The organism is Lentzea guizhouensis (genome assembly GCF_001701025.1).
Lineage (GTDB): Bacteria > Actinomycetota > Actinomycetes > Mycobacteriales > Pseudonocardiaceae > Lentzea > Lentzea guizhouensis.
On the sequence record NZ_CP016793.1, the window covers coordinates 4,888,894 to 4,912,965 of the forward strand.

Here is a 24,072-nt window from a genome sequence, read left to right on the forward strand (position 1 = left end):
TGTTCCGGCGTGATGGTGTTCCGATGGACAACACGGTGTCCGGGACGGTGCACGGCGCGGTGGTGCAGGCCGGGTCCGTGCACGGCGGCGTGCACATCCATCCGCAGGTGAACGAGGTCGTGCCGCGGCAGCTGCCGTTGGAGGTGGCCGCGTTCTGCGGGCGGCAGGACGAGATCGACGAGCTGGAGTCGGCGTTGAGCTCGGGAGCCGTGGTGATCTCCGCGGTCAACGGCACGGCCGGGGTGGGCAAGACCGCGTTGGCGTTGCACTGGGCGCACCGGGTGGCCGACCGGTTCCCGGACGGGCAGTTGTACGTGAACATGCGCGGGTTCGAGCCGGATCGTGAGCCGATGGCGGCGGCGGAGGCGGTGCGCGGGTTCCTGGACGCCTTCGGCGTGCCGAGTGATGCGATTCCGGTGAGCTTGGACGCGCAGGCGGCGTTGTTCCGCAGCATGGTGGCGGGGCGGCGGGTGTTGCTGGTGCTGGACAACGTGCGCACGGTCGAGCAGGTGCGGCCGTTGTTGCCGGGGAGTGCGAGCTGTTTCGTCGTGGTGACCAGTCGGCGGCAGCTGGCCGGGCTGGTGGTGCGGGACGGGGCGCGGCCGCTGCGGCTCGACCGGTTGTCGGCGGGTGAGGCCACGGCGTTGCTGAAGGCGCGCCTGGGTGACGTGGACGCCGCCGAGTTGGCCGAGATCGTCGAGATGTGCGCTGGGCTGCCGCTGGCGCTGGCGATCGTGGCGGCGCGGATCGTGGTGCAGCCGCACCTGCCGGTCGGTGAGGTGGTCGCGGAGCTGCGGGCGGGACGGCTGGAGGCGCTCGACCTGGGTGAGGACGAGCTGAGTGCGCGGGCGGTGTTCTCCTGGTCGGTGCGGGCGTTGGGAGAACCGGCGGCGCGGTTGTTCCGGTTGCTGGGGTTGCATCCCGGGCCGGACGTCGATGCTTGCGCAGCGGCCGCGTTGGCGGGGGTGCGGGAATGCCGGGGACTGTTGCGGGAACTGGTCGCGGCGAGCTTGCTGGACGAGTACCTGCCAGGGCGGTTCCGGTTCCACGACCTGTTGCGGTTGTTCGCGCGGGAGCTGGCGGGGATGGACGAGGACGCGCTGTGCCGGATGTTCGGGTTCTACGTGCACACGGCGTGGGCGGGGGATCGGGCGTTGGTGTCGCAGCGGATCGCGGTCGAGCTGCCGACGCTGGACCCGGTGGTGGTTCCCCTGACGTTCGCCGGGCCGGCGGACGCGGCGGAGTGGTTCGCGGCCGAGCACGCGGTGTTGACGGGCATGGTCGGTCACGCGGCGGCCGCGGGGTTCGACAGGCACGCCTGGCAGCTTGCGTTGACGTTGCGGAGCTACCTCGACACGCAAGGACATTGGCGCGACTACGCGGCCGTGTACCGGGCGGCGGTCGAGTCGGTGGGGCGGCTCGGTGACCCCATCGCGCGGGTTCGTGTCCACAGAGGACTCGGGCGGGCGCTGTGCAGGCTGTCCGAGTGGCAGGAAGCAGAACGAGTGCTCAGGATCGCGTTGTCGATCGCGATGTCGACCGATGACCACAGGCAACAGGCGCACTGCCAGGAGGCGTTGTCGGTCCTGTTCCTGGCCCGGGGAGTGCACGACGTCGCCCTGACGCACGCGACCATGTCGAAGATGACGCACCCGGATGACGACGGCGCGTGGCTCGCGTCCTCGTTTGCGTTGAAGGCGCGCTGCCTCGCCGCGTTGGGGAGGTTCGACGAGGCGTTGGCCGACGTCGAGAGAGCGTTGGAACTGCACCGCGCACTCGTGCCGGCGGACGAGACCGGGGAAGCCGACGCGTTGAACATCGCCAGTCGCGTGCTGTTCAGGACGGGTGAGTTCGACCGCGCGCTGGTGTCCGGGCGGCAAGCGCTTGCGCTGCACCGGCACCTGGGCAACCGGCCGAGCACGGCCGAGGCGTTGCAGTGCATCGGAGATGCGCATGCTGCTCTGGGGCAGGCCGGCGACGCGGCCGCCAGGCACGAGGAGGCCGCGGCGATCATGGCGGAGCTGGCTCGGGGAGCTCAGCCCAGCAGCGTGTAGTTCAGCTCCTCGCACACCCGCGCCAGCGGCAGGTCCAGCCCGGGGTGGTCCAGCGGCAGCAACACGTCCGGTGCGGCCGGCAGCCCCGAAGCCCCCGGCGGGTCCCACAGGCACACCGCGGGGTCGCCCGAGTCCATCGACGACCGGTACCAGAGGCCGTCCAGCTCGGGGTACGCGGCGCGGATCGCGCGCGCCCACGCCTGGGTCACGTTCTTCGGGCCCGTCGAGATCTCCTGGGAGGCACCCACGCGCGTCGGCCACAGGCCGCCGAGGTCCAGCAGGCGCAGGGTGCGGCGGGGGCGCAGGACGACCAGGAACGGGGAGCGGGTGCGGCGGTCGACCATCGAGGTGGCCTGGAAGACCTCGGCGATGGAGGTGCGCACGGACAGGCCGAAGTAGAGGACGCCGTTCTCGTGGTCCGGGGCCGGGATGCCGTCCGCGGTCGGGGGCTGGGCGTCGAAGCGGGCGTGCGGCAGGGGGCCTGCGTAGCGGAACGTGTTCCAGCGCTGCGGGTGGGAGCCTTTTGCCGTGAAGACGCGCACGAGGCGGGTGGCGCGGTGGACGGCCACGACGTCTTCTGTGCGGCGCAGGTGTGCCTGGAGCACGGCAGGGGCAGGCGGCTGCGGAAGCCGTGACATTCGGGTCCTGTCGGGGGTGTGCGGGAACGGCTCAGGCGGGGGTGCCGAGCGCGGAGGCCAGGTCGGCGACGAGGCGCGGGTCTCCTCCTGCGAGGAGCCACTCGCGGGGCGTCGCGGGCTTGCCGTCGACCAGCAGGTCCTCCTGGGCGGTGGTCATGTAGGCGGCGACGACGAGCGCCGGCTGGTCGGTGGGGACGGCGGCGAGCACCGTTTCGAGGCCCGGCAGGACACCGGTGCCGGCGAACTGCCAGGCAGGTAGCCGCCAGCTGCCGCGGTCCTTCCAGCCGACGAGCCTGCCGACGCCCAGCCGGTGCCGGATGCGGCTCGTGTCGACCTGGAGCTGGCGCGCGGCCTCGGCGACGGTCAGCGCCGAGTCGCGCAGGACCGCGTGCGCCACCACGGTACGGGCGTGCGGCTTGGCGTCCGAGGGGCCGGCCGGGGACAGGTCGAGGCCCACGTCGGCGAGCGCGGACTGCTGCTCGGGCGTGAAGTAGCTGGCCGGTTCCGGGTGTGGCGGGGCGAGCCTGCGGGCGGCGTCGGTCACGAGAGCGAGGAACTCGTCGGGCGTCACCTGCAGGCCGGCCTTGGCCAGCACCGTCTCCAGCGCGGGGCTCATGCGCACAGGGTAACCCGTGCGTGCGCTTTTGTGCGCTCCACCAACAGAGTTCCACGTTGTGCGTTCACGCAACGACGCTACGTGAGATTTCCGGTCCGGTGTCCGTGACGTGGGCCTCACCAGGCGCATCGCTAGGATTTCCCGATGCAGCTGGACCGGGGAGCCAAGCGCGTCGTGGTGGCGTGGGCCGTCGTCATGATCGGCACGCTCACGTACGTGCTGCTGCGCCCTCCCGGCTGGTCGCTGGACCTGCGGGTCTACCGCAACGGCGGCGACGCGCTGCTGCAGGGCATGCCGCTCTACGTGGAGGGTTTCGCGAAGCCGCTCGGTGGCCCCGATCTGCCCTTCACCTACCCGGTCGCCGCCGCGGCGCTGTTCAGCCTGCTGGCGCTGGTGCCGCTGGTCGTGGCGATCCTCGTGGTGGCCGTGGCGAACCTGGCGTTCCTCACGACGTTGTGCCTGATCGCGGCCTCGCGCGTGGTCGGATGGGGGCCGCAGGCGGTCAAGTGGGGCTTGGGTGCCGCTGCCGTGTCGTCGATCTTCGACCCGCTGCGCGAGACGCTCTGGTTCGGCCAGGTCAACCTGCTGCTCGGCGTGCTGGTGATGGCCGACTGCCTGCTGGAACGCACCCGGTGGTGGCCGCGCGGGGCGTTGATCGGGCTGGCCGCGGCGATCAAGCTGACGCCGGCGTTCTTCGCGTTGTTCTTCGTCGCGCGCGGCCAGTGGAAGCCGGTGCTGGTCGCAATCGGGTCGTTCTTCGCGTTCGGGCTGCTCGGGTTCCTGATCAGGTTCGACGACGCGCGCGAGTTCTGGACGCACGCGCTGCTCGACCCGAGCCGCGTCGGCCGGCTGACCTACGCGTCGAACCAGTCGCTGCGCGGGCTGCTGGCCCGTTTCGGGCTGGAGAGCGGCCCGCAGGTGGTCACCTGGGTCGTGCTGTCGTTGCTGGTCGTGGCGCTGACGTGGTGGGTCGCGTCGCGCGTCGGCGAGGTCGAGGCGTTCTTCGTGGTGGCGCTCGGCGGGCTGCTGATCTCGCCGGTCTCGTGGGGGCACCACTGGATCTGGATCGGGCCCGCACTGGTGCTGCTGTCGCGGCCGGCGCTGCTGCGGCACTGGGCGTCGTGGCTGGTCGTGGCGGTGTTCGCGGTGGGGCCGCACTGGCTGTTCCCGCGCGACAACGACGTGGAGCAGCAGTGGGAGTGGTGGCAGCAGGTGATCGGCAACCTCTACGTGTTCGCGGGAGTCGCCGTCCTGGTCACGCTCGCTGTGCGGGCGCGCCGGCGAGCTGTCGCAACCGCAGGCTGAACAGCACCAGCACCACGCCCCACAGCACCGCGAACACCCCGATGGTGACCACGAACGCCATCGCGCCCGCCGCCGGGTTCACGATCAGGATGATGCCGAGCAACGTCGTCAGGGCGCCCGTGACGACGTAGAACCACTCGTTCGTGATCACCTTGCGCAGCCGGACCGCGTCGACGATCTGCAGCACGCCGGTGACCAGCGCCCAGACCGCGATCAGGAGCAGCAGCGCGGTGGCGGTGAGGCCCGGCCAGAACAACGCGACCAGGCCCGTGACCAGGCCCAGGACGGCGATGCCCGCGAGCGCCCAGCGGGCGGGCCAGTGCTTGTGGGTGATCGCGGCGTAGAGGGTGGTCGCGCCGTCGATGACCGTGTAGGCGCCCCAGAGCAGGACCAGCACCAGCAGGGTCGCGTCCGGCCAGGCCAGCGCGCCGAGCCCGAACAGGATCGCGACCACTCCGCGCAGTGTGAAGAGCCACCACCGTTGCATGGCTCGGATGGTGTCGGGTGTCGTGTGGGCCGGCAACCTGGGACGCTCGTCCGGTGCTGATCCGAGTGGCCGACTGGGAGCGGATCCGGGCAGGTGAGGTGACGCTCGCGTTCCGGAGGTGGAAGCGGCCGGCGGTGCGGGCGGGACGTGCGCAGCTCCTTGCGTGCGTCGGCGGACGTGACCGGTCTGGTGCTGGCCGAGGCGGCGGTGGCTGGCCTGGATCGATCCCGACTGGTGCGGTGACCACGAACGTTCGCCGGGTAGTGACACGCCGGTCGAGGTGCTGGACTCGTGGTCTGTGTTGATCTCACGCTCGACGGCGACGAAGTCGTTGTCGAGCGTGAGGAAACGTCGATGGCCGAGCCGGTCAGAGCACGGCGGTTAACCGAGAATGAGGGACGCACGCTGCTGCGGATCACTCGTCGTGGCAAGCATGAGTCGATCCGGGTGCGTCGGGCGACGATCATCATGGCCGCGGCATCGGGGACGCCGGCTCCCGCGATCGCGCGGCTGCTCGGCGCGCACGAGGACACCGTCCGCGACGTGATCCACGCCTTCAACGAACGGGGGCCTGGCCGCGTTGGACCCTCAGTGGGCGGGAGGCCGTCCCCGCCTGATCAGCGCCGATGACGAACAAGTCATCGTGGCGACGGCCACCACCCGGCCCACCACGCTGGGCAAGCCCTTCACCCGGTGGAGCCTGCGCAAACTCGCTGACCACCTCAGCCACGACCTGGCCCGGCGGATCCGGATCGGCCGGGAACGACTCCGGCAGATCCTGCGCGAGCACGGCATCACCTTCCAGCGCACTCGAACCTGGAAGGAATCGGCCGACCCGGACTTCGACACCAAGCTCGACCGGATCGAGGAGGTCACGTCCCGGTTCCCGAAGCGGTGTTTCGCCTTCGACCAGTTCGGGCCCTTGTCGATCCGCCCGCACCACGGCTTGGGCTGGGCACCACGAACCCACCCTGACCGGCTGCCCGCGACTTACACCCGCACGCACGGCATCCGCTACTTCCACGGCTGCTACTCACCGGTCGACGACCAACTCTGGGGTGTCATGCGCCGCCGCAAAGGCGGTGATCACGGCCTCGCCGCCCTGAAATCGATCAGAGCGGCGAGACCGGACGGCGCCCCGATCTACGTGATCATGGACAACCTGTCGGCGAACAAGACCCCGAAGATCAGAAGATGGGCAGAGCGCAACAACGTCGAGCTCTGCCTGACCCCGACCTACGCCTCCTGGGCCAACCCGATCGAGGCCCAGTTCGGGCCGCTGCGCACGTTCACGATGAGCAACTCCCACCACCCCAACCACACCGTGCTCGCCCGCACGACTCAGGCATACCTGCGCTGGCGCAACGCCAACGCCCGCCACCCCGACGTCCTGGCGGCCCAACGCAAGGAACGAGCCCGCATCCGCAGCGAACGCCAACAACGCTGGGGCCGCCCACGAGCAGCCTGACCAACCCGGCGAACCTAAGTGGTCAACGCACTAGCGACCCCTCGGGGGTGCGCGAGAGCCCACTCCAATCGTCTCAGGCGGCACCGACAGTTTGTGTCGGTGCGCTGTGGGAGACGGCGTCGGGATGCACATGCGAACGGGGCCCGGCCGGTAGCCGAGCCCCGTCGTGACGTCCGGTGCTACTGGCCGGTGATCAGCGAGACAGCGCGGTCCTGCTGCGCCTCGCTCACCTCGCCGATCTGGAACCCGCGCGCGACCGCGTGCGCGACCAGCTCCGGCTCCGGCGGCAGGCCGTACTTGCGCAGGTAGTGCGGTACCGCGCCGGCCCAGATCCAGGTGCCGTCGGTGCGGAAGTTGAGCGGCACGTCCTGCTCGCCGTTCGCGGAGAACTCGTCCACGTCGAAGCTGCGCGCGGCCAGCACGACCGGCGCGGTCTCGAGGTAGGTGAGCAGGTTGTCGACCAGCTGCGGGTCGACCGGCTGGCGGTTCACCACGATGCGGCCGTCGTCGTTCTTGCCGTCGTACACGCGGGCCGTGCGCAGGTCGGCCGACTGCTGCTGCTCCGGCTGCTGCGGCGGGACCTGGAACTCCTGCTGGGGCTCCGGCTCCTGCTGGGGCAGCGGCGGCAGGCCGATGCGCTGACGCCACCAGTCCGGGATGAGGCGGTCCGGTCGCGGGAACGTCTGCAGCTCGTCGCGGAACCCGATCGGCGGCGGTGTGTTGCGCCAGCGCGGCTCGTCCTCGGCGTTGAAGTCGACCGTGAACGCCGCCGGCGCCTCGATCTCGTACTTCGCGCTCAGCCACGTGCCGCGGTCGGGCTGGTACATCCCACCGCGCAGCTGGCCGAAGAGCTGCACCACGTCCATCGGCGGCCGCACCGGCCGCAGCTGCCCGTCGGGCCCGGCGAACGCCAGGTCGACCTCGATGTGCCGTCCCGCCGCGCGGTACTCGGCATGGATGCGCTGCCAGCCCTGCGGCATCGCCGGCAGCATGGCACGGCCGATCTGCCGCACGAGCTGCTGCTGTTCCTGCTCGCTCAGCGGTGTCGCTGGCTGGCCCATGTGCTCCTCGCCCCTCTCCCCGTCAAACCGCGCTGATCTTATCGGGCTGCCGTCACGCGTGCGGGCCGGTCGGTGACTCCGGCCCGTTCACACTGGTCTGAGGCTGTTGATCTACCTGGGGTTCCCGCCCGTGCTACTCAGGGTGGTTGCGCTCAGGTGGTCACCTCACCCACCCGGCCGCCGCCCAGCAACGTGCCGGGCAGGTAGTCGGAGCGCACCCGGATCTTGAGCCCGGCGTCCTGCGCGAAGCAGGCGAGGGCGAGCGGCGCCAGCGCGACGACCCCGTCGGGGTCGGCGGCGCGGTCGGCCGACTCGGTCCAGTACCGCTGGTGCAGGGTGAGGTCGACGGTGCGTTGGTACATGCGCATTCCCCAGGACTTCGGTGCTCTGGTGACGACGCCCGCCGGGACATCGACGGTCTGGTGTCGGTCGGCCCGCACCGATCCGTCCGAACAGGACCTGGCGCTGATCGCATGTTCAGGTGTGTTCGTAGATCAGGTTGCCCTGGTCGTCCCATTCCCGGCGGTAGAGCTGGCGGCTCTGCGCGTCGAACTCGGTTTCGAGCGCGACCTGCCCGTTGGGGTGCCACTGCCGGTGTACGCCGATCAGCAGGCCGAAACGCATGGTGCCCGTCCTGAACGGGCGGTCTGGGGAGTACCACTCGGCGTACGGGCCGTCCTGCGTGCCGGCGTAGTACGTGTACAGCGAGAGCAGGTTGCCGTCCTCGCCGACCTCGACCACCTCGCCGGTGAACGGGGTCCCCTGGTGGAAAACGCCCTCAGCCCTGTCTTCGGTGTCCTCCACCCGCACGCGGAGCTCAGAGTCCTCGGGTGACACCGGACAGTCTCTCCTCCACGAGGACGCCGTTCTCGTCCCACCGCCGCAGTTCGACCAACTCGCCGAACTTGTTGAACAGGCTTTGCTCGGCGAGTTTGCCGTTGCGGTGCCATTCGCGCCATTCGCCGACCGCGCAGCCTTGGTCGCACCGGCCTTCGACGTGCTTCTCGCCGGTCGGGTACCACTCGGTTTGGGGGCCGTGTTCGAGGCCGTTCACGTACGACGTGAGCGCAATCGTGCGACCTCCGGTGTCGGTGTCCTCGAGTTCGCCGGTGAACGGCTCACCGTTGTGCAAGAGGATGGCGGCCGGCGTCTCGACGGTCTGGTGCCGATTGACGCGCACGGCGTCGATCACCGCCCGAACGTCTTGTCCTCAGTCGGGTTGCCGTCCCTGTCCCAGCGCTTGCGTGCGACCGGCTGACCCTGGGCGTCGAACGTCCGCCACTCGGCGAGTTGACCGTTCGGATGCCATTTCTGCCACTCACCCACGGCGAGGCCGGCGTTGTTCACACCCTCTTGGCGCTTCTGCCCGTCGGGGTACCAGAGAACCTGCGGGCCGTGCGGAATTCCCTGCCAGTAGGTGACGAGTCCGATGACGTTGCCGTCGGCGTCTTTGGTCTCCACCTCCCCGTCGAAGAGCTCACCATCGTGATGGACGCGCGTGGTCTCGTCCACGTACGACTCTGTGCTGTCGATGCGCATGGGTCATTCCGTCGCTGGAGGTATGAAACTTCCCTTGGACCTGTGGTCGAAGGGCGAATATTGAATGCGGCCAGTGTAACTGGGCACATCCCGCAGAAGCGTGTTGCAGTTGGCACACGCAGGCGCGTCGCTGCCGACGGGTGCCGTCACGACCTTCTTCTGCATCATGTCCTGCGTCCAGCGCGGGTCGAAGCGCATTTCCTGCAACGCTTCCCGGCCGAGAGCGGGAGGCACGGAGCCGGGACCGTGCTCTGCCTTCCACTGCGCGTCGAACTCCCGCTGGCGCGCCCACAACAACTCGTTGACCGCCTTGACCTCGGCGTGGCGCAGCGGCTCGTCGTGGTGGGCCTGTCCCTGCATGATCCACGGCTCGGTGACCACCTTGCCGTCGGCGTCCTTGAGGGCCTTCCCGTTCTCGCCCAGCACCGGCTTCTGCTGCATGTCGGTGTCGTTCTTCATGACCGGGTGCTGCCAGTCACCCATGCCCTTGTAGTTCTCGCGCAGCAGCGGGTGCACGTTCTCCGGGTCGATGAGGTCCGTGGTGCCGCCGTTGACGCCCTCGGTGATCTTGCCGGTCTTGAGGTCCATGGCGACCGCGGAACACGGGCCGTCACCGGGCAGCTTGTTGGCGGCGTGGTACTCCGCGCGTTGCCGGGAGAGGTCCTGGATGTACTCCTTGACCGGCTTGCCGTCGACGGTGTGGATGAGCCCGTCCTTCAACGTGACCCGGCTCGTGTCGTTCGGGTCGATCTCCTCGACGAGCGACCCGCGGGACCTGTCCTGGTCGAAGTCGGGATCGCGGACGTCAGGCGCCGGCCCGGGGTCCACCGCGGGATCCGGCAAGTGCTTCGGGTGGTCGACCGGTTGGTCACTCGCCGAGGGAGCCTTGGGCGACTCGTCCGCGTCCTCGCCGTCCCTGGTGGTCCCGTTGTCGTTGGCGGTCGAGTCGGTGTCGTCCGTGCCGCGGTCCTTGGCGCCGTCGGTGTCCGTGCCGTCGGTGTGGCGGTCGCTGTCCGGGGCGTAGCCGTCGTCGCCGGTCTTGGTCTTCGAACCGTCCGGGTGGTGGGTCTCCCACTCGCCGTTCGGCGGGATCTTCGGCTGGCGGGTGCCGTCGGGGCGGATCTCGGCGTCGCTGGTGAAGACGCGGCCGTTGGCGTCGGTCCAGGCCGGCTTGGTGGGGGCGAGGACCGGGGCGTCGAGGTGCTTGGAGAGCTGCTTGGCGAAGTCGTTGCTGCCGGCGTCGCAGCCGATCAGGCGAACGGGCTTGCTGCCGTCGTAGCCGCTGCGGCGCAACATGTCCGCGTACTCGGCGGGGGTGTAGTGGTGGCCGCCGACGCGGGCCCTGCCGTCCGGGGTGACGTGGACGTCCGCGGTGAAGTAGCGCGGGTCGTTCGGCACGCGGTGGGGGAGGTCGCCCATGTCCGGGTCGCCGCCGTGGTGGGAGACGCCGGCCGGGGTGGTTTCGACGTGCCGGTTGTGCGCCTCCTCGGGGGAGGGGCGGTCGGGGTCGTGCGTGGAGGGGTCGCTGTCGTGCGGTCGGTCGGGGTCGTGGGGCTTGTCGGCGTCCGAGCCGTGGTGGGGCGTGTCGGCGTCGGGGTGGCGCGGGGAGTCCGGGTGGGTGCCGGGCGCGTCGGGGGAGTGGTGCGGGGGTGCGGCGGTGTCGGTGCCACGGGAGCGAGAAGTGTCCGGGGTGTGCGGACGCGTGCCGTCGGGACGGGTGCCGTCGGGCCTGGTGCCGTCGGGACGGGAGGGGCTCTCGGGACGGTGCCGGGCCGGTGCCGTCTGGGCGGGAGGGGCTGTCGGGCGGTGCGGGCGTCCGGGCGGTTGGGGGCGTCCGGACGGGACGGGCCGTTGGACGGGTGGCCGGTCGGGAGTCCGTGCGGGGCGAGGTGTCCGGGCGCGGCCGGCGTCGGACGGTTGGGGCGTCCGGGCGGGTCGGCGCGTCAGGACGCGAGGAGCTTGGGCCGCCGTGTGGGCGTCCGGGCGGGACGACGGGCGTTGGGCCGCTGTGAGGTGCGTTGGGGCCGGTGTGCGGAGTGCTGGGGAAGGGGAGTGCGGGCTCCGCCCATCGGGGTGCCGAAGGGTGGAGGGGCCGCGAGGTGTGGGAGGCGCGGCGGACGGGCCGTGGCGCGGCTGGGGAGTTGCGTCGGGGCGGGGGTTCGGGGTGCCTGCCGACGGGGAGTGCGGAGCACCGGTTGACGGGGTGGCCGCGGACGGGGTGTGCGGGGTGCCGGTCGACGGGGCGTGGGGCATGCCGCCCGACGGGGACGAAGGCATGCCGCCCGATGGGGACGAAGGCATCGACGGCGTTGAAGGGGTCGATGAGGGCGAAGGCGTCGACGGCGTTGAAGGGGGCGGCGGCATCGACGGGCGGGGTGCGGCGTCGGCGCGGGAGGCTGAGGTCGACGAGTCCGGGGTGCGAGGGCTCGGCGGGGTGCCGGGGTGGACGGTGAGGCGGGGCGGATGGCGAGGCAGGGAGCCGGGGTGCCGGTCCAGCCCTGGCCTCCGGTGCCGGGCGGGTGGAGGCGGGGAGGACGGGTGTTGCCGGGGTGTTCGGGGCGCCGCCTGTCGGGGCCGCTTGGGGCGGGGTCGACGGGGAGGTGTCCGGGGTGCGCGGGGGCTGTGGGGCCTGCGGGACGTCTGCGCGCGGTGGGGCTTCGGGGGGTGCGACCGAGGACTGGGTGGTTTGGCCGGTGTTGCGCGGGGTGGCCGGAGCGTCCGGAGTGGAGGACGGGGCCGAAGGGGAGCCGGGACCCGAGGGAGAGCCGGGACCCGAAGGGGAGCCTGGGCCGGACGAGGAGCTTGGGCCGGACGGCGAGTTGGAGGAGCTGTCCGGGGTGGAGGTCGGGCGGGACGACGGGGCGTCCGGAGTGGACGGTGCGTCGGGAGCGCGGGACGGGCTCGGGGCCGAAGACGACGGCGAGGAGCTGTCGGGCGCGCGCGAAGGGCCGTCCGGGGCGGGAGAAGGTGACGACGGCGTGGCGTCCGGCGCCGAAGGCGAGGACGGCGAAGAAGGAGACGAAGGTGAAGAGGGTGAAGACGGGGAGGAAGGTGAAGATGGCGACGAGTCCGGAGTGGACGAAGACGGCGAGCCCGACGGGGTCAGGTCGGGGGAGTTCGTGCTGTGGAACAGGCCACCCGGCTTGATGGACTTCGTCGAGATCACGTCGAGCCCGGTCACCTTGCCGACCAGCTTCCCGACGACCTTCATGATCTTCGTGAAGATCTCGACGAGCTTGCCCAGCAGCGGCGAGACCTTCTTGATGGTCGAGATGAGCTTCTGGATGAGCTCACCGATGCGGGTGGCCCACTTCGAGATCGCGGTCACGGCCTGTGCCACGATCACCGGCGTGCCGAAGCCCAGGGTGAACACGGCCTCCAGCACCCACGTGATCAGCTTCGCGACCAGGTCGGCGATCAGGTCGCGGACCATCTCCCGCACGAAGGCGACGACCATGCCCATCACGCCGACGACGGTCCCCACGGAACCCGCGGCGGACGCGGCGCCGGACAACGCGTCCAGCTGACCACCCGCGGCAGCGCGGTAGGCGTCGGCGGCCGGGCCGGTCCACGCCGAGGTGCCGTCCACGGACGACTTGTACTCGTTGGCGACGTTGCCGAGCTCGGTCGAGACGTTCTTCCACGTCGTCGAGTACGACTCGATCACCGGCGGGTCGCCGGCCAGCCAGTCGAGGGCCTCCTTCAGCGGCTGCATGTGTTCCATCAGGAACGAGGCCGCGGAGGACAGCAGGGTGCCGAACGGGTCGATGGCCATCGACGCGGCGTCGGCGGCGAGGCCGAGCACGCCGAGGCCGCCCTCGATCCAGTTGCCCTCGGAGATGCCGTTGTAGGCGTCCATCGCGGACTCGGCGATCGAGATGCCGGTCGCCCAGCCGTTGTCGCCGGTGCCCTGGTTGAAGAAGCCGGACGGTTCAGCAGGAGCTTGCGCCACCAAGGGGTTCGGTGACGACATCAGGCGCCACCCTGGAGCGTCTGGACGATGGAGTCCTCGACGGCCTGGTAGTGCTTCCCGGTCTCGTCGATGCGCTTGGCGGTCGCGTCCATCGCCTCGGCCACGCCCTTCAGCGCGTCCATGCCCCACTGCTCAACGGGGTCGAGCAGCATCCGGAACGGCTGGCAGATGATGCCGTACGCGTCGGTCGGCATCGACACGGTGTTCGCCGCGTCGACGGCGCCCTGCAACCGGCCCTGCAGGCCCTGCAAGGCTTTCGCGTGGGCCTCCAGCACGTCGGACGTGACGTTGAAACCACCGGCAGTCATCGAACCCCCTCAAGTTCGAGCAGCGGACAAGATCAGGAGAGAACGGACTGCCCGCCGAAGTCGTCATCGTCGTCGGACGGAGGACGGCGGCGCGGCGGCGGAGGCGGTGGCGTGGGACGGGACGGCGGTCCGTCGTCCTCCACCCGGAAGTTCAGCTCGTTGCTGCGGTTGTGCGACGCCGGCGGCGGGTCTTCGGGAGGTGGTGCCGGGAAGTTCTTCTTGGCCTCGCTGAACAGGACGTTCGCGGTCTCGTCCTGCGTGCCGATCGTCTCCGCCATCGCCGCCTGCAGCAGCTCGGGGATGCGGGACTGCGCGCGCTGCAGCAGCTTCATGATCTCGCCGCTGACCTCGGCCATGCGCCGGCCGGCGGCGGACTCGTTGATCACCAGGTGCTGCAGGATCCCGTTGGAGCCGATGGTGAGCTCGACGGCACCGTCGGAGGACCGCTCGGAGATCGTCATCCCCTGCACGCGCGTCGCCATCTCCTGATAGCGCGCGGCACGTTCCTGGACGCTCTTCTCCCAGTTCCCGAGCATGCGCTCGGAACCGGCGATGTCCTCGGGCACCGTACTTCCTCCCCCTGCTGCGACGGCGGACTCAAAGGATGACGCAGCCGGTGGCGATCCAGTTCCACCGGCGTGGCAAATCGGCTGCGAGGACCAGTGGCGTTCCACTGAGTGGAGCAGCGGAACGCCACTGGAACCTGAACGCGGGTCAGCCGACCTGGATCAGGTCGACGACGAAGATCAGCGTCTCGTTGGGCTTGATCACGCCACCGGCACCACGCGAGCCGTAACCCAGGTGCGGCGGGATGACCAGCTTGCGGCGGCCACCGACCTTCATGCCGGCGACGCCCTGGTCCCAGCCCTGGATGACGCGACCGCCACCGAGCGGGAACATGAACGGCTCGCCGCGGTCCCAGGACGCGTCGAACTGCTCACCCGTCGAGTGCGAGACGCCGACGTAGTGCACGACGACGCGCTGACCGGGCGTGGCCTCCTCGCCGTCGCCGACGGTGATGTCCTGGATGAGCAGGTCGGCCGGTGCCGGCCCGTCGTGCGGGTCGACCTCGGGTTTCGTGGGGGCCATCACAACTTCCTCTCGGAACGGGGTTGTTCGCGGTCGATCCAATCACGCGCGGTGGTGCGCGGCCGAATGGCCTACGCGGACCGGCCCTTGCCCGTCTCGGAAAGCGCTGCCGATCCTTGAACCACTCCCGGCCCTGCACCGGGAGCACAACCGAACAAGGAGATGATCATGGCGGCAACCCTGCACCGCCTCAGGTCATGGCTGGGCGCGGCACTGGTGGCGGCGACGCTGCCGATGGCGGCGGTCAGCGTGGCGCAAGCGGCTCCGACCCCTCCTGCGACCGACGGCGAGGTCGGCGCGCAGATCGTCGGCGGCACGCGCGCCAGCACGTCCACGCACCCCTACGTCGTCTACCTGGCCACCAGCAGCGGCTTCCAGTACTGCGGCGGCACGTTGGTGGCACCCAACAAGGTCGTCACGGCGGCGCACTGCACCGTGGGCGACTCGGCCTCGGCGGTCCGCGTGGTGGCCGGCCGCGACGACAAGAACTCCACCGCGGGCACCGTCGCCCGCGTCACGCGCATCTGGATCCACCCCAGCTACCGCGACGTGACCCGTGGCTACGACGTCTCGGTGCTCACCCTCGACCGCAACCTCTCCTACACCCCGATCCCGTTCGCCACCTCCGCCGACTCCGCGCTGTACGCGGCAGGCACCAGCTCGACCATCCTCGGCTGGGGCACCACCTCCAGCGGCGGCTCGGCCTCGCGCTACCTGCTGCGCGCCACCGTGCCGCTGACCAGCAACTCCAGCTGCGGCAGCTCGTACGGCAGCGACTTCAACGCCACGCACATGGTGTGCGCCGGCTACGCGCAGGGCGGCACGGACACCTGCCAGGGCGACTCCGGTGGCCCGCTGGTGGCCGGCGGCAAGCTGATCGGCGTCACGTCGTGGGGTGAGGGCTGCGCCGCGGCCGGCTACCCCGGTGTCTACGCCCGCGTCTCCGCCTACGCCACGCAGATCCAGCAGCAGATCAGCTCCTAGCCACGCCACGAGGAAAGACGTCGGAAAGGGTTGCTGCAACGGCGGAGCAACCCTTTCCGGCCCTCGTTCCGTCCTGATGGCATGAACGGCAGAAAGCTGTTGGCCGGCGCCGCCGTGGTGGCCGTCGCCGGGGTCTGTGTGAGCTCCGCCGTGCGAGACGAAAGCTTCGCGCCCCCGATCGTCGACTCCGGCCCGGTGCGGCTGGTCGCGTTCGACTCCTGCGACAACGCGGTGAAGGAACTGCGCACCGCCATGGCCCCGTACGTCACCGCGTACGGCCTGGGTGGCAGGACGGCCTTCGCGACAGCCGAGGGCATGGCCGCGGACTCGGCCGGTGTCGCCCAGCGCGACACGATGCCCAAGGCGGCCACGCCGCCGGCCGAGCAACAGGGCCACTCCACGACGAACGTCCACGAGCAGGGCGTCGACGAGCCCGATCTCGTGAAGACGGACGGAAAACGCGTCGTCTCCATCACCGACGGCAAGCTGCGCGTCCTCGACGTCGCCGGCCGCTCGATCACCGGCACGCTCGACCTCGGCGACCGGCACGCGAGCCAGCTCCTGGTGTCCGGCGACCGGGCTCTTCTCGTTGTGCAGAGCCAGATCCCGATCATGGATCCCGGCTTCGCGCCCGGCGACCGCCCCTACCCCGGGATGCCCGGCAGCGAGATCGTCCTGGTCGACCTCAAGGCGCTCAAGGAGATCGGCAGCCTCAAGACCGACGGCTTCTACCTCGACGCCCGGCAGGTCGGCGGCACCGCCCGCGTCGTCGTCCGCTCGTTGCCACGCCTGCCGTGGGTCTACCCGGACCAGACGACCAACGACGCGGGAGCGTTGCGGCGCAACAGGGAGATCCTGCAGAGCGAGCCGGTCACGTCCTGGCTGCCCCGCTACGAGCTCGCCGAGAACGGCGCGAAGACCAGCGGCACCCTGGTCGACTGCGCGAACGTGAGCCGCCCTGCCTCGCACGCGGCCTCGTCGATGCTGACCGTGCTCACCTTCGAGCTCTCCGGTCAGCTCGGCACCGGCCAGCCGGTCTCGATCGTGGCCGACGGCGACACCGTCTACGGCACCGACCGCAACCTCTACGTCGCCGACGACCACCGCCTGCTTCCGGAGATCCCCGGCAGGCCGCGCGTGCAACGCCCGGTCACCACGGCGGTCCACCAGTTCGACATCAGCCAGGCCGGCCCGCCGAAGCACGTCGCGTCCGGTGACGTCGCCGGCACGCTGCTCAACCAGTACTCGCTGTCCGAGCACGAGGGCGTCCTGCGCGTCGCGACCACCACGGGCACCATGACGCCGTGCTGCTGGCGCCGGGGAGACGTTGCCCAGGAGCAACTTCCGCTCACCGAGAGCGCCGTCACCACCCTGCGCCGCGACGGCAACAGGCTTGCCCAGGTCGGTCGCGTCGACGGCCTCGGCAAGGGCGAGCGCATCTACAGCGTCCGGTTCATCGGCCGGATGGGCTATGTCGTCACGTTCCGCCAGACCGACCCGCTCTACACGCTGGACCTCAGCGATCCCGGGCAGCCCAGGGTCACCGGCGAGCTGAAGATCACCGGCTTCTCCGCCTACCTGCACCCCGCCGGCGACGGAAAGCTGATCGGCGTCGGCCAGGAAGCGACCGAGCAGGGCCGCACGACCGGCACCCAGGTGTCGTTGTTCGACATCGGCAACCCCGCGTCACCGCAACGGCTCTCGCAGTTCCACCTGCCGGGCTCCAGCTCCGAGGCGCAGTTCGACCCGCACGCGTTCCTGTTCTGGCCGCAGGACGGCACGCTGGTGATCCCGGTGACCGAGTACAAGACGAACCCGAACGCCACCTCCGTGGTGCTCAAGGTCGACGGCAACCAGCTGCGCGAGACCGGCCGCATCACCGAACCGCAGTCGCAGACCTACGGCGGGGCGCGGCGCACCATCGTGATCGGCGACCAGCTGTGGTCGGTGTCCGCGGCAGGCGTGCAGATCACCGCGCGCAACGGGCTCACGCAGCAGGCCTGGCTGCCGTTCTAGGTGACAGCGCGGCGGTGCGTTAGACCCGCACCGCCCGTTCACCGGACAGCAGCCGGTGCGACAGCACGGTCCCGCCCGCCATCGCCGCCGGGATCACGACCAGCGCGGCCAGCGGGACCAGGCACAGCAGGTAGGCGGGCACGGCGAAGCCGAGCACCAGCGAGCGGCGGGTGGCGAGGGCCTGGCGGCGCTGCTTGAACGTCCGGCCGCGGCGGGTGAACGGGATGCCGGTGAGCTCGATGCCCAGCAGGTAGCCGTTGATGCACACGGCCAGCACCGGGATCACGGTCTGCCCGACGACCGGGATGAACCCGCCGAGGAACAGCGGAACGGCGAACAGGATCGAGGTGCCGACCAGCAGCAACGTACCGCGCAGGCCCACCAGGAGCCCGCGCCAGAACCCGACCTGCTCCGCCTCCGGCACACCGCCGAGCTCGTCCTCGACCTCCTCGGCGATGTACTCGTAGAACGGGCCGCCGATCATCAGCGTGATCGCGGTGAACAGCAGCACGCTCAACCCGAGCGTCACCGCGACCACCGAAATCCCGATGGCGACCTGGACGACGTTGCGCCAGGTGTCGCTCCACGAGTCGGCGAAGCCGCCCAGCCACCCCGCGATCGCGTCGATGTTGGTGAACAGCAACGTCCAGCCGGTGATCATCAGCGCCGTGGTGATCACCGCGGGCAGCGCTCCGACCAGCACGCGCTTGGGTGAGCTGAACACCAGCCGGAAGCCTTGCAGCAGCAGTCGGAAGCCGGCACCGAAGTCCTTGAACACGGCCGCGAGGATAGTCGGCCCGGACCCGGCGCACCCGCGGTACGTGACGAGTGACGGGTCTTCGGGACCTTTTCGAGACAAGGGGCCGTTGCTCAACGGTTGGTCCCGGTCGGGCCACAGAGTCGTAAACGTGCCCCGGAACCTCCCACCCGGCCGATCGGGCTGGCTACCTTTGGCGGTATGACGCACGGCATTTCGCGCCTCGCCGCGGGGACCCTGGCTCTGCTGCTGACGCTGACGGCGTGCGCGGACGACCGGCAGGACCGGTTCGCGAGCCCCGGCGCGCCCAAGACCTCGCCCAGCGGCGAGTACGTGGCGCACGCCGAGAGCCCGACCGAGGTCCGGGTGACCGACCGCAACGGTGGCGACGTGTTCCGCAAGTCCTACGAGTACGCCACCAGCCACCGGGCGGACGGCATCGGCGTGGTGTGGTTGTCCACGAAGGACCAGCTGTGGGTCCTCGTGCCCAACGACGGCACCGAACGCATCGAGGCCGGTCCGGACGGTGAGTGGCGGGCGACCAGGGACGAGCTACCCCGGGAGATCACGCGGCTCGGGTGAGGCCTCCTCCGGGTCGGCGCCCTCCTCGATGCGCCGGCCGCGCTCCAGCTCCGCGTCGAACTCGGCACCGAGCAGCACCGCGATGTTGGAGATCCACAGCCACACCAGGAAGACGATGACACCACCGAGCGAGCCGTACGTCTTGTTGTAGGACGCGAAGTTCGCCACGTAGATCGCGAAACCGACGGTGGCGAGCGCCCACAGCACGATCGCGAGCAGGCTGCCCGGCGTGACCCAGCGGAAGCCCGGCTGCCGCACGTTCGGCGCCGCCCAGTAGAGCACCGCGAACGCGAGGCTCACGAGCAGCAGGATGACCGGCCACTTCACCACGTCCCACACGGTGACGACGGTGTCGCCGAGCCCGATCCAGTTGCCCACGGTGTCGGCGACCCCGCCGGTCAGCACCAGCGCGCCGAGGGTGAGCGAGATCAGCACCACCGAGCCGAGCGTGAGGCCCAGCCGCAGCGGGATGGTCTTCCAGATCGGCCTGCCCTCTTCGACGTCGTACACGGCGTTGGCCGCGCGCATGAACGCGCCGAGGTAGCCCGACGCCGTCCAGAACGCGGTCAGCAGACCGATGATCCCGAGCAGGCTGGCGGCACTCGAGCTCTTCTGCAGCTCCTCGATCGACGACTTGATCAGGTCACCGGCTTCACCGGGCGCGACCTCGCCGACGTACTTGAGCAGCTCCTGCGTCGTCGTCTCGCCCATCAGCGCGAGCAGCGAGGTCAGCACGATGAGGCCGGGGAACAGCGACAGCACCGCGTAGTAGGTGAGCGCGGCGGCCCAGTCGGTCAGGTTGTCGTCGTTGAACTCTTTGACGGTGCGCTTGAGAACGCCCCACCAGGCGCCCTTGGACAGCTTGGCGGGGCTCTTCGGTGACTTACCTGCGGGCACGGCGCCGCCAGTTCCACGAGCGGGTGCCCGTTCCGACTCCGGCCAGGTGCAGCGCGAGCAGCAACAGGCCGAGCGTCACAAGAGTGTTCAGGGTGACCGCCTCGCCTAACGAGATGTCCGCGAGGTCGAACAGCAGGGCGAGGCCGAACGCCACTGCGGCCGCGATTGCCAGCATGTGATCCTCCACCTCATCGGTCGATGTCGACCTGCGGTTACCCAGTTGCCCCCTGGCGAACCACACCGATCGGAGCAACGGTCGTGCCATGATCCGCGCATGGATGTCCAGCGCTGGCACGCGGCGGCGGTTCCGTGGTGGGTGACCAAGGTCGGACTGGTCGGCGGCTGGGTGTTCGCGTTCGTCGTCGCCGGTGCGGCCGGGGAGGCGCCCTGCACGACGGCGCACCCGTGCCTGCCCGACCCGTTGTTCGCGCTGGCCGTGGTGCCGCTGCTGGCGACGCCGTTGCTGCTGTTGTTCAACCGGGTGCTCACCGGGTGCGGCATGGGCGTGCTGTTCGGCGTCATGGACCTCGCGCTCGACAGCGACCCCACGGCGAACATCGCGTTCGGGCTGCACGCGGCGGCGTGCGCGGTCGTCGCGGCGTGGACACTCCGGTCGCGCGCCGACCAGGACCAGGCGGCGGGCGCGACGATCGTGTCGTTGCCGGACATGCCGCCGAACCGCGGCGTGCTGCGGATCGTGGCCGTGCTGCTCGTGCTGTTCGGGTTCCTGACGTTCGTGCAGTACGACCTGAGCTCCGACGAGATCGCCGCGCACGTCGCAGAGGCCAGCCGGGTCGACGCCGAGGTGGTGGAGGTCAAGGACGCCTACCAGGTGTGGGTGGAGCTGCCGGACAGCCAGCGGACCTCGTTCGAACCGCTCGCGGCCGACACCTACCAGGTCGGCGACAAGGTGCCGGTGCTCGCCGACGGCGACTGGGTGCGGATGGTCACCGAGCCCGAGGACGTCACGTGGTGGCTCACGCTGGGGGGCGCCGCGGTGTTCTTCGCGATCATGCTGGCCGCCCGCGAACGGCGCCGGCGCGCGTTGTGGACCGGTCCGGTCAAGGCGGTGCGGCTGCAGGCGCACCCGCTGACCGTGCGGCGGATCCTGCTGCGGCACAACAGGGAGGACGTCGCCACCGTCGCCCTGCTGGCGGACCTCGGGCTGGACGAGCCGCTCTACCACGACACCGAGCAGTTCGGCGCGGTCTGGCGGGGCGAGGAGGACCCGCCGGTGCAGCACGAGCCCGCCGAGCTCGTCGTGGCGGGTGAGCTGCACCACGGCGGGCAGGTCGCGCTCGTGGTGGAGGGCGAGGTGGTGGCGACCACGACGCTGACCCGCGTGCGGCCGCGGCACATCGTCCACAGTGCACACCTGCCGGGCGAGCCGGTCACGAAGACCGCGCCGGTCGACCTGCCGCACGCCATCTGGCCCGGTGACCGCCGGCGCACCGAGGGCGTGATGCTCACGCTGGCCGCCATCGGCGCGTTGGTCGGGCTCCACCACTACCCGGACTGGTTCGTGCTCGGTCTGCTGGGCATGCAGTGCGCGGTGTCGGCGGTGACCAGGTTCCAGCCGTTGATGCGGCTGGACCCCAACGCGGTCGTGCTCTACACCGGCATCTGGAGCTACCGGGTGCCGTGGCAGCAGCTGCACGGCGTGCGCCGGTCGGGGCCGCAGCTCATGCTCGCGTTCGGCCCGGCCGGTGACGTGATCACGACACCGCAGCTGCCCGACCCCGAGGCCGGGGAGAAGGTGATGTGGGCCCGCTCACGCGCGTTGATCGCCTTCCACCGGCACGAGAACGTGACGCGCAAGCTGAACGCGTCGCTGTTCGTCGGGCTCGCCTACATCGGGCTGTTCTTCTTCGTGTGAGTCGTCCCGGCCGTCGCGTCACCGCAGCTTGGCGACCGCCTTGAGCAGACGGTCCACATCGGACTCGTCGTTGTACGGGCCGATGCCCGCGCGCACGGCTCCCTTGTCACCGAGGCCGAGCCACCGGGAGCACTCCAGCGCGTAGAAGTGGCCGGCCGGGGCGTTCACCCCCTCGGCACCGAGCCTGCGGTACACCTCGGCGGGGTCCAGGCCGTCGACCGAGAACAGCACCGTCGGAGTGCGGTTCGCGGCCTTGCCGTAGGTGCGGGCGCCGAGCTCCAGCAGCCCGTTCTCCAGCTGGTCGCGCAGCTTCAGCTCGTGCTCCTCGAGGCCGTCGAGCGTGCGCATGAACTCCACGGCCGCCGTCGTGCCGGCCAGCAGCTCGTAGGGCAGCGTGCCGAGCTCGAACCGCTCCGGCACGGCGTTGGACGAGGGCAGCAGCTTGTCCGGCCGCAGCGTCTCCAGCAGCTCCGGTGCCGCCGCGAGCACACCCAGGTGCGGGCCGAGGAACTTGTACGGCGAGCACACGAAGAAGTCCGCGTCCAGCTCCTCGACGTCGACCGGCACGTGCGGCGTGTAGTGCACGCCGTCGACGAACACGAACGCCGCCATCTCGTGCGCCGCGTTCGCGATGGCCTGGACGTCCGGCCTGGTGCCGAGCAGGTTCGACGCGGCCGTGACGGCCACGACCCGCGTCCGGTCCGACAGCAGGTTCGTCACGGCCTCGGTCGGCAGCTCACCGGTGGCCCGGTCGAACGGCGCCCACCGCACCGTGGCCCGCGCCTGCTCGGCCGCCTGCACCCACGGCCGGATGTTCGCGTCGTGGTCCATCCGCGTCACGATGATCTCGTCGCCCGGCCGCCAGTTCTTCGCGAGCGTGCGGGACAGGTCGTAGGTCAGCTGGGTCATGCTGCGGCCGAACACGATGCTGCCCGCGTTGAGGAACTCGCTCATCGTGCGCCGTGCGGTCTGCACGACCTCTTCCGCCCGGCGTTCGGCGGCGGTGACCGACCCGCGGTTGGCGATCGCGCTCAGCAGCGTCTCGCGGACCGCGTCGGCGACCACGTCCGGCACCTGCGACCCGCCGGGGCCGTCGAAGTGCGCGGCGCCCTCCCGCAGGGCAGGGAAGTGGGAGCGGACTCGGGCGACGTCGTAAGCCATGCCCTCATGGTGCGTCAGCACCCAGGAAGCGGGAAAGGATCAACCGGAGGGTGGTCACCTGTTCGGTCGCGTCGAAGTCCGGGTCGACGATCCGGGTGAACAGGGCGTCGACCAGGCCCTGGACCCAGCTCGCCGCTGTCCGCGCGCTCACCGGCAGTGTGATCTGGCCCGCGTCGTGGGCTTGGTGCAGGAGGGCCGCGAGCTCGTCGCGCAACGCCAGCTCGTTGCGGCTGATCAGCGCGGACAGCTCCGGGTCGCGGCTCGCCTGGGCGACGACCTCCAGCACCAGGCCCGCGACCGCGCGGTCCAATGCCGGTGCGGCGAGGTGGTCGATCACGAGCTGGACGCCGTCCCACGGGCTGAGCGCGCGCGCCTTCGCGAACACCTCGGCGTTGTCCTGGCCGTCCTGCTCGAAGACCTCCTGGAAGATCGCGCGCTTGGTGGGGAAGTAGTGGAACAGGCTGCCGGTGCTGATGCCCGCGCGCCTGCAGATGTCCGCGACGGTCGTGCGGTCGAAGCCCTTCTCGGCGAAGAGGCCCGCCGCGGTGTCGGTGATGTGCCGCTTCTTCTGCGCGTGCTTCGCGGGATCTACGGTTCGCACCGGTAGTACTGCCTCTTCTTCGTGTCCTTGACGTAGACGCCGCGCTTGCGGATCTCCCGCGCCAGCTCGGCGGCCTCCTCGTGCTCGTACCTCGTGATGGCCTTCTTGCGCGCGGCCAGCAGGCCGTTCACGTCCGGCGGCAGCTCCGGCGTGTGCTCGACCCACAGCCGGAAGTCGTCGGCGAACGGGTCCACCTCACGCCAGCGGTAGCCCTGGCCGGTGAAGGCCTGTTCGAGCTTCCGCGCGCTGAGGTCCGAGGACTCGCGGGCCAGCTCGGCGCCGTTCGGCCCGAGCAGCACCAGCTGCTTGCCCTCGGTGAACGCGGACTCGACCTCACCGCGGTCGAACTCGAAGCGCTTGTCGTCCTTCTTCAGGGCCACCCGTTCGTGGGAGACCTCGACCGAGAGCATGTCCGCGGCCCAGATCAGCGCGAACACGAACCCCAGCCCGGCGCCGACCACGGGCGCGCCGATGCTCGCCCACGGCTCGGGGATCTCGGTGACCAGCTCGAACACGCCCTGGAAGGGGAACCAGCTCAGGCCCGCCACCCAGGCCGCCGCCAGTTTCAGCCCCCAGACCGCGGCAGCGCCGACGGCCGGGCACAGCACCCACATGCCGTACCGGACCGCCGCGGTCTCCTGCACTGTCGTCATGAGCGCA

27 protein-coding genes and 1 pseudogene are annotated in these 24,072 nt (G+C 70.5%); 9 read left to right on the forward strand and 19 right to left on the reverse strand.

Going from position 1 to position 24,072, the window contains the following annotated elements:
- The first annotated feature begins 23 nt into the window (after nucleotides 1–23).
- A complete protein-coding gene (locus BBK82_RS24150; protein WP_065917044.1) occupies nucleotides 24–2,054 on the forward strand; it encodes an ATP-binding protein in 2,031 nt (676 codons plus the stop codon).
- Here BBK82_RS24150 and BBK82_RS24155 read toward each other — a convergent pair.
- Nucleotides 2,036–2,692 carry an RES family NAD+ phosphorylase gene (locus tag BBK82_RS24155; protein WP_065917045.1) on the reverse strand — a complete coding sequence of 219 codons (657 nt, stop codon included), beginning with the start codon at nucleotides 2,690–2,692 and terminating at the stop codon, nucleotides 2,036–2,038. The two genes, BBK82_RS24150 and BBK82_RS24155, sit on opposite strands and share 19 nt — an antisense overlap.
- A 31-nt stretch (nucleotides 2,693–2,723) precedes the next feature.
- On the reverse strand, nucleotides 2,724–3,308 hold the full coding sequence (locus BBK82_RS24160) for a hypothetical protein (protein WP_065921310.1): 585 nt from the start codon (nucleotides 3,306–3,308) through the stop codon (nucleotides 2,724–2,726).
- A gap of 144 nt (nucleotides 3,309–3,452) precedes the next feature.
- Here BBK82_RS24160 and BBK82_RS24165 point away from each other — a divergent pair, with 144 nt between their 5' ends.
- Complete coding sequence (locus tag BBK82_RS24165) at nucleotides 3,453–4,613, forward strand: glycosyltransferase 87 family protein (RefSeq protein ID WP_065917046.1); 1,161 nt, start codon at nucleotides 3,453–3,455, stop codon at nucleotides 4,611–4,613.
- Here the strand turns inward: BBK82_RS24165 and BBK82_RS24170 are convergent.
- Nucleotides 4,564–5,100, reverse strand: a complete 537-nt coding sequence (locus BBK82_RS24170) for an HdeD family acid-resistance protein (protein WP_065917047.1) — start codon at nucleotides 5,098–5,100, stop codon at nucleotides 4,564–4,566. The two genes, BBK82_RS24165 and BBK82_RS24170, sit on opposite strands and share 50 nt — an antisense overlap.
- A gap of 291 nt (nucleotides 5,101–5,391) precedes the next feature.
- On the opposite strand from BBK82_RS24170, the gene BBK82_RS54255 reads away from it, so the two are divergent.
- Together BBK82_RS54255 and BBK82_RS24175 are read left to right on the forward strand one after the other, a co-directional pair.
- On the forward strand, nucleotides 5,392–5,730 hold the full coding sequence (locus BBK82_RS54255; RefSeq protein ID WP_237048345.1) for a helix-turn-helix domain-containing protein: 339 nt from the start codon (nucleotides 5,392–5,394) through the stop codon (nucleotides 5,728–5,730).
- Entirely contained in the window at nucleotides 5,681–6,568 is an 888-nt protein-coding gene (locus tag BBK82_RS24175) for an IS630 family transposase (protein WP_237048347.1), read from the forward strand. The genes BBK82_RS54255 and BBK82_RS24175 overlap by 50 nt, the downstream gene beginning before the upstream one ends.
- Nucleotides 6,569–6,747: 179 nt before the next feature.
- Here the strand turns inward: BBK82_RS24175 and BBK82_RS24180 are convergent, their stop codons facing one another.
- The 7 genes and pseudogenes from BBK82_RS24180 to BBK82_RS56755 all read right to left on the reverse strand — a co-directional run.
- Nucleotides 6,748–7,629 (reverse strand): hypothetical protein, encoded by an 882-nt coding sequence (locus BBK82_RS24180; protein WP_065917048.1) that lies wholly within the window; start codon nucleotides 7,627–7,629, stop codon nucleotides 6,748–6,750.
- Nucleotides 7,630–7,781: 152 nt separating this feature from the next.
- Nucleotides 7,782–7,991, reverse strand: a complete 210-nt coding sequence (locus BBK82_RS24185) for an Imm49 family immunity protein (protein ID WP_218920653.1) — start codon at nucleotides 7,989–7,991, stop codon at nucleotides 7,782–7,784.
- A 115-nt stretch (nucleotides 7,992–8,106) separates the two neighbouring features.
- On the reverse strand, nucleotides 8,107–8,466 hold the full coding sequence (locus BBK82_RS24190) for a toxin-antitoxin system YwqK family antitoxin (protein ID WP_065917050.1): 360 nt from the start codon (nucleotides 8,464–8,466) through the stop codon (nucleotides 8,107–8,109).
- Nucleotides 8,447–8,821: a toxin-antitoxin system YwqK family antitoxin gene (locus BBK82_RS24195; protein WP_083268118.1), complete on the reverse strand. Its 375-nt coding sequence runs from the start codon at nucleotides 8,819–8,821 to the stop codon at nucleotides 8,447–8,449. Before BBK82_RS24195 ends, BBK82_RS24190 begins: the two co-directional genes overlap by 20 nt.
- The gene (locus BBK82_RS24200; protein WP_065917051.1) at nucleotides 8,818–9,168 is read right to left on the reverse strand and encodes a toxin-antitoxin system YwqK family antitoxin; all 351 of its coding nucleotides are present in this window, start codon (nucleotides 9,166–9,168) and stop codon (nucleotides 8,818–8,820) included. The genes BBK82_RS24195 and BBK82_RS24200 overlap by 4 nt, the downstream gene beginning before the upstream one ends.
- A 3-nt stretch (nucleotides 9,169–9,171) precedes the next feature.
- Entirely contained in the window at nucleotides 9,172–10,587 is a 1,416-nt protein-coding gene (locus BBK82_RS24205; protein WP_065917052.1) for a YwqJ-related putative deaminase, read from the reverse strand.
- Nucleotides 10,588–12,538: 1,951 nt separating this feature from the next.
- A pseudogene (locus BBK82_RS56755) lies at nucleotides 12,539–12,835 on the reverse strand (PPE domain-containing protein); the annotation flags it as partial.
- On the opposite strand from BBK82_RS56755, the gene BBK82_RS51705 reads away from it, so the two are divergent.
- Nucleotides 12,747–13,019, forward strand: a complete 273-nt coding sequence (locus BBK82_RS51705; protein ID WP_065917054.1) for a hypothetical protein — start codon at nucleotides 12,747–12,749, stop codon at nucleotides 13,017–13,019. The pseudogene BBK82_RS56755 and the gene BBK82_RS51705 overlap by 89 nt on opposite strands.
- 121 nt (nucleotides 13,020–13,140) lie before the next feature.
- Here BBK82_RS51705 and BBK82_RS24220 read toward each other — a convergent pair whose 3' ends face one another.
- The 3 genes from BBK82_RS24220 to BBK82_RS24230 form a co-directional block, all read right to left on the reverse strand.
- A complete protein-coding gene (locus tag BBK82_RS24220; RefSeq protein ID WP_065917055.1) occupies nucleotides 13,141–13,449 on the reverse strand; it encodes a type VII secretion target in 309 nt (102 codons plus the stop codon).
- A 32-nt stretch (nucleotides 13,450–13,481) separates the two neighbouring features.
- Nucleotides 13,482–14,015 carry a YbaB/EbfC family nucleoid-associated protein gene (locus BBK82_RS24225; protein WP_065917056.1) on the reverse strand — a complete coding sequence of 178 codons (534 nt, stop codon included), beginning with the start codon at nucleotides 14,013–14,015 and terminating at the stop codon, nucleotides 13,482–13,484.
- A 148-nt stretch (nucleotides 14,016–14,163) separates the two neighbouring features.
- The gene (locus BBK82_RS24230; RefSeq protein WP_065917057.1) at nucleotides 14,164–14,538 is read right to left on the reverse strand and encodes an FKBP-type peptidyl-prolyl cis-trans isomerase; all 375 of its coding nucleotides are present in this window, start codon (nucleotides 14,536–14,538) and stop codon (nucleotides 14,164–14,166) included.
- Nucleotides 14,539–14,706: 168 nt separating this feature from the next.
- On the opposite strand from BBK82_RS24230, the gene BBK82_RS24235 reads away from it, so the two are divergent.
- A complete protein-coding gene (locus tag BBK82_RS24235; RefSeq protein WP_065921312.1) occupies nucleotides 14,707–15,522 on the forward strand; it encodes a S1 family peptidase in 816 nt (271 codons plus the stop codon).
- A gap of 81 nt (nucleotides 15,523–15,603) precedes the next feature.
- Nucleotides 15,604–17,538, forward strand: coding sequence for a beta-propeller domain-containing protein (locus BBK82_RS24240; protein WP_065917058.1), 1,935 nt, complete (start codon nucleotides 15,604–15,606; stop codon nucleotides 17,536–17,538).
- Between the two features lie 19 nt (nucleotides 17,539–17,557).
- Here BBK82_RS24240 and BBK82_RS24245 read toward each other — a convergent pair whose 3' ends face one another.
- Nucleotides 17,558–18,316, reverse strand: coding sequence for an EI24 domain-containing protein (locus tag BBK82_RS24245; RefSeq protein WP_065917059.1), 759 nt, complete (start codon nucleotides 18,314–18,316; stop codon nucleotides 17,558–17,560).
- Nucleotides 18,317–18,496: 180 nt separating this feature from the next.
- Between BBK82_RS24245 and BBK82_RS24250 the strand changes: the two genes are divergently transcribed.
- Nucleotides 18,497–18,877 carry a hypothetical protein gene (locus BBK82_RS24250; RefSeq protein ID WP_065917060.1) on the forward strand — a complete coding sequence of 127 codons (381 nt, stop codon included), beginning with the start codon at nucleotides 18,497–18,499 and terminating at the stop codon, nucleotides 18,875–18,877.
- Here BBK82_RS24250 and BBK82_RS24255 read toward each other — a convergent pair.
- Nucleotides 18,848–19,774, reverse strand: a complete 927-nt coding sequence (locus tag BBK82_RS24255; RefSeq protein WP_065917061.1) for a YihY/virulence factor BrkB family protein — start codon at nucleotides 19,772–19,774, stop codon at nucleotides 18,848–18,850. The two genes, BBK82_RS24250 and BBK82_RS24255, sit on opposite strands and share 30 nt — an antisense overlap.
- Entirely contained in the window at nucleotides 19,761–19,949 is a 189-nt protein-coding gene (locus BBK82_RS24260) for a hypothetical protein (protein WP_065921313.1), read from the reverse strand. The genes BBK82_RS24255 and BBK82_RS24260 overlap by 14 nt, the downstream gene beginning before the upstream one ends.
- 99 nt (nucleotides 19,950–20,048) lie before the next feature.
- On the opposite strand from BBK82_RS24260, the gene BBK82_RS24265 reads away from it, so the two are divergent.
- Nucleotides 20,049–21,650, forward strand: coding sequence for a hypothetical protein (locus tag BBK82_RS24265; RefSeq protein ID WP_065917062.1), 1,602 nt, complete (start codon nucleotides 20,049–20,051; stop codon nucleotides 21,648–21,650).
- An 18-nt stretch (nucleotides 21,651–21,668) separates the two neighbouring features.
- Here the strand turns inward: BBK82_RS24265 and BBK82_RS24270 are convergent, their stop codons facing one another.
- Genes BBK82_RS24270 through BBK82_RS24280 form a run of 3 tightly spaced genes read right to left on the reverse strand, consistent with a single transcriptional unit; the run spans nucleotide 21,669 to nucleotide 24,065 of the window.
- A complete protein-coding gene (locus BBK82_RS24270) occupies nucleotides 21,669–22,811 on the reverse strand; it encodes a cysteine desulfurase-like protein (RefSeq protein WP_065917063.1) in 1,143 nt (380 codons plus the stop codon).
- 4 nt (nucleotides 22,812–22,815) lie between these two features.
- Nucleotides 22,816–23,412: a TetR/AcrR family transcriptional regulator gene (locus BBK82_RS24275; protein WP_065917064.1), complete on the reverse strand. Its 597-nt coding sequence runs from the start codon at nucleotides 23,410–23,412 to the stop codon at nucleotides 22,816–22,818.
- Nucleotides 23,400–24,065 carry a YqeB family protein gene (locus BBK82_RS24280; protein WP_065917065.1) on the reverse strand — a complete coding sequence of 222 codons (666 nt, stop codon included), beginning with the start codon at nucleotides 24,063–24,065 and terminating at the stop codon, nucleotides 23,400–23,402. The genes BBK82_RS24275 and BBK82_RS24280 overlap by 13 nt, the downstream gene beginning before the upstream one ends.
- Between the last annotated feature and the right edge of the window lie 7 nt (nucleotides 24,066–24,072).